At 65.7% G+C, this 3,511-nt stretch carries 4 protein-coding genes; 1 reads left to right on the plus strand and 3 read right to left on the minus strand.

The window, feature by feature from the left end:
* Both ACE3UY_RS16435 and ACE3UY_RS16440 read right to left on the minus strand, forming a co-directional pair.
* Nucleotides 1-199: PIN domain-containing protein (locus ACE3UY_RS16435; protein ID WP_374688574.1), on the minus strand; the 199-nt coding region annotated here is incomplete at its 3' end.
* 4 nt (nt 200-203) lie between these two features.
* Nucleotides 204-431: a hypothetical protein gene (locus tag ACE3UY_RS16440; protein WP_374688575.1), complete on the minus strand. Its 228-nt coding sequence runs from the start codon at nt 429-431 to the stop codon at nt 204-206.
* 163 nt (nt 432-594) lie between these two features.
* On the opposite strand from ACE3UY_RS16440, the gene ACE3UY_RS16445 reads away from it, so the two are divergent.
* Entirely contained in the window at nt 595-2,694 is a 2,100-nt protein-coding gene (locus ACE3UY_RS16445) for a prolyl oligopeptidase family serine peptidase (protein ID WP_374688576.1), read from the plus strand.
* Nucleotides 2,695-2,790: 96 nt separating this feature from the next.
* Here ACE3UY_RS16445 and ACE3UY_RS16450 read toward each other — a convergent pair whose 3' ends face one another.
* A complete protein-coding gene (locus ACE3UY_RS16450; protein WP_374688577.1) occupies nt 2,791-3,453 on the minus strand; it encodes a response regulator in 663 nt (220 codons plus the stop codon).
* Between the last annotated feature and the right edge of the window lie 58 nt (nt 3,454-3,511).

Consider the following 3,511-nt stretch of genomic DNA (forward strand, 5'->3'; position numbering starts at 1 on the left):
CACAACCTAGCACGACAACATCGCTTACCGAAGCCTCGACGCGCGCCAAGTTCTCCGCCATGCGGCCGGATTTGCGGGCTCCATAGCGCAATTCTCCGACGGCAATACAGGACATATAAATCTCATCGGCGGCGTTAACGCTTTCCGCAACACCGGATTCTCCCTGGAGGAACGCAATCAGCACGTTGGTATCGAGCAAGTACCTACCAGCCATCGGTATCAATCTGCTCGCAGCCCTCTTCAATGGCTATGAGCATCTCCTCTCCATCTTCGACCGAGATTGTCCCGGCATGTTTCATGAGTTGGCGGCCTGGGACGCCGTGGGGGGTGGAAAGCGTTAGGGCGCGCGCGAACTCGAGCACCCGCCATTGCATGTCGGGGGGGAGTGTTCGCAATTCCTCTACAACCTTGTCCACAATTGGTGAGTCCATACTGCGCTCCTGTAGCTTTTATCGCGCCCGCTTGTAGCGCGGGATAGTAATCCCGCGTCTGTCAGGCCAAAGAGGCGGGATGCCATCCCACCCTACAATTCTACTAATAAACCGGCGAACGTGGTATCTTTCCCACGATTCATCCATTCCAAGGAGCATCCCCATGACCGACACCCAGGCTGAGGCCGCCCCGACGCTGACCGCCGCCGACGACCTCTACCGCTTCCAAATCCCTTCCAACCCGCGCATCTCGCCCGATGGGGCGCGCGTGGTCTTCTGCGTACAGCGTGTGGAGCGCGAGACGGAGAAGAAGTATACCAACCTGTGGCTGGCCGAGGCGGATGGTAGCCGCTTGCGCCCATTCACCCACGGCAAGTGGGCCGATACGCAGCCGCGCTGGTCGCCCGACGGCCAGACCATCGCCTTCCTCTCCAACCGAGGCAACGAGGAGCAGGCGCAGTTGCACCTCATCCCGCTGGACGGCGGCGAGGCCCGGCCGCTGACCGACCTGAAGGGCAACTTCGGCCCGTTCGAATGGTCGCCCGATGGGACGCGGCTGGTGTGCCAGTTCCGCCAGAAGGACGCCGACGCGCTGGAGCGGGAGAAGGACGAGGCCAAGAAGAAGCTGGGCCTCTCCTACCGCCACATCACCCGCGCCGACTACAAGTTCGACGGCGCGGGCTATCTGCCGAAGGAGCGCTGGCACTTGTGGGTCATCGACGCCGAGAGCGGCGCGGCGACGCAGCTGACTGACGGCGACAAGGACGAGACGGAGCCGAGTTGGTCGCCCGACGGCCGCTCTATCCTGTTCGCCTCCAACCGGGGGGAGCGGCCGGATATGGATCTGGACGCGACGGAGCTGTACCTCATCCCGGCCGGCGGCGGGGAGATGACCCAGATCGAGACGCGCCCCGGCCGCAAGTTCGCGCCGGTCTTCTCGCCCGATGGGCAGTCCGTGGCCTACCTGGGGCGCGACAAGCCGGGGCGGTGGTATCAAAACGCGCGGCTCTACGTGGCGGCGCTGGCCGGGGGCGGGGCGCGGGACGCCAGCGGCGGCCTCGACCTGCATCTGGCCGGCTCGACGAACGGCGACGTGTTCAACGAGGACACGCCGTCGCTGCCGGTCTGGTCGGCCGATGGGCAACGCATTGCCTGTGTGGCCTCGACGCGGGGGAATGAGTGGCTGGTGTCGCTGGCGGCGTTTGGGCCGGACAATGGTGGTACGGGCGGATCTCAAATCCGCCCGTACGAAGATGCCGCCGGTAGGGGCGGGTTTCAAACCCGCCCCTACAGTTGGATTATCGATGAGCCGGGCGTGCTGGGCGGCTACACCTTCGACCGGGCGCGGCGGCGCATCGCCTACCTGTGGTCGACGCTGGACGACCCGGCGCAACTGGTGGTGCGCGACCTGGACGAGGACGGGACGCCGGGCGCGCCGCGGACGCTGACGGCGCTGAACCCGTGGTTGGCCGAGGTGGCGACGGGTGAGATCGAGGAGGTGTGGTTCCCGGCGGCCGACGGCCACGAGCTGCACGGCTGGATCCTGAAGCCGCCGGGCTTCGACCCGACGCGGCAGTACCCGTCCATCCTGCAAATCCATGGCGGGCCGCAGACGCAGTACGGCAACATGTACATGCACGAGTTCCACTATCTGGCGGCGGCCGGCTACGTGGTCTATTGGAGCAACCCGCGCGGCAGCCAGGGGTACGGCGAGGCGGTGACGGGGGCGATCTACGGCCAGTGGGGCACGGTGGATTACGACGACGTGATGGCCTGGGCCGACTACGTGGAGCGGCTGCCCTACATTGACCCGGCGCGGATGGGAGTGACGGGCGGCAGCTATGGCGGCTACATGACGGTGCTGATCATCGGCCGGACGCAGCGCTTCAAGGCGGCCGTGGCCCAGCGCGTGGTGAGCAACTTTCTGAGCTTCTACGGCTCCAGCGACCTGAACGCCGGGCTGGAGCACCTGGCGGGGACGGGCGCGCCGTGGGAGGACATGGCGACGTGCTGGGCGCAATCGCCCATCAGCGCCATCGGCCAGGCGCGAACGCCGACGCTGGTCATCCACAGCGAGAACGACCACCGCTGCGACCAGGAGCAGGGGGAGCAGGTGTTTATCGCCCTGCGGCGGCTGGGCGTGCCGACGGAACTGCTACTGCTGCCCGGGGAGTCGCACGGGGTCAGCCGGGGAGGGCGGACAGACCGGCGGGTGGCGCGGTTGGAGCATATGTTGGGGTGGTTTGAAAGGTATTTGTCTTGATGTGTGCCGTTTGCGGCGCAGGGGGAAAAAGCAGGGGAGTGGAGGCGCAGGGTGACAGAAACCTCGGCCGAAAGTTCTTTCTCCCCTGCTCCCCCGCTACTCTTCCAGATCAATCAGCCCCTTGCGCAACGCATACTTCACCAAATCCACCCGATTGTGCAGATTCAGTTTGCGCATGATGTTCTCGCGGTGGCGGTCGACGGTCTTGGCGCTGATGACCAGCCGGTCGGCGATCTCGTTGTTGCTCAGCCCCTCAGCGATGAGCGTCAGCACCTCTTGCTCGCGCGGCGTCAGGTCGTCGCCCGGCGGCTCCTGGCTCAGCGCCGGGTCGCGCTGCAAATAGTCCTGCACCAGCCGCCCGGCCAGCGATGGGTAGAGGAACACGTGCCCCTGGCTGACAGCGCGAATGGCCGACACCAGTTCGTCGGGCGCGGCCCGCTTGGGCACGTAGCCCGACGCGCCGGCCCGCAGCATCTCGAAGAAGTACTGGTCGTCCTCGTACATCGTCAGGGCCAGCACGGCCGTCGCCGGGACCGCCTGCTTGATCTGCCGCGTCGCCTCGATGCCGTTCATGCCCGGCATCTCAATGTCCATCAACACCACGTCCGGCCGCAATTCGCCCGTCCGGCGGATCGCCTCCTGCCCCGTTTCCGCCTCGCCGACGATCTTCATGTCGGGCTGGGCCTGGAGCAGCATGCGCAAGCCGGAGCGGACGACGGCGTGGTCGTCGGCCAGTAATAAGCGGATTTCGTCAGCCATCGGTCGCCTCTTGAAGAGAGTTATCCGCAGATTTCGCAGAGCTCGCAGATTTTTCTGA

It is taken from the genome of Promineifilum sp. (SeqCode) (assembly GCF_041918635.1).
Lineage (GTDB): Bacteria > Chloroflexota > Anaerolineae > Promineifilales > Promineifilaceae > Promineifilum.

Coding starts and splice junctions, on each gene's coding strand:
- ACE3UY_RS16440 (WP_374688575.1), bottom strand. CDS start 431: ATGGACTCACCAATTGTGGACAAGGTTGTAGAGGAATTGCGAACACTC.
- ACE3UY_RS16445 (WP_374688576.1), top strand. CDS start 595: ATGACCGACACCCAGGCTGAGGCCGCCCCGACGCTGACCGCCGCCGAC.
- ACE3UY_RS16450 (WP_374688577.1), bottom strand. CDS start 3,453: ATGGCTGACGAAATCCGCTTATTACTGGCCGACGACCACGCCGTCGTC.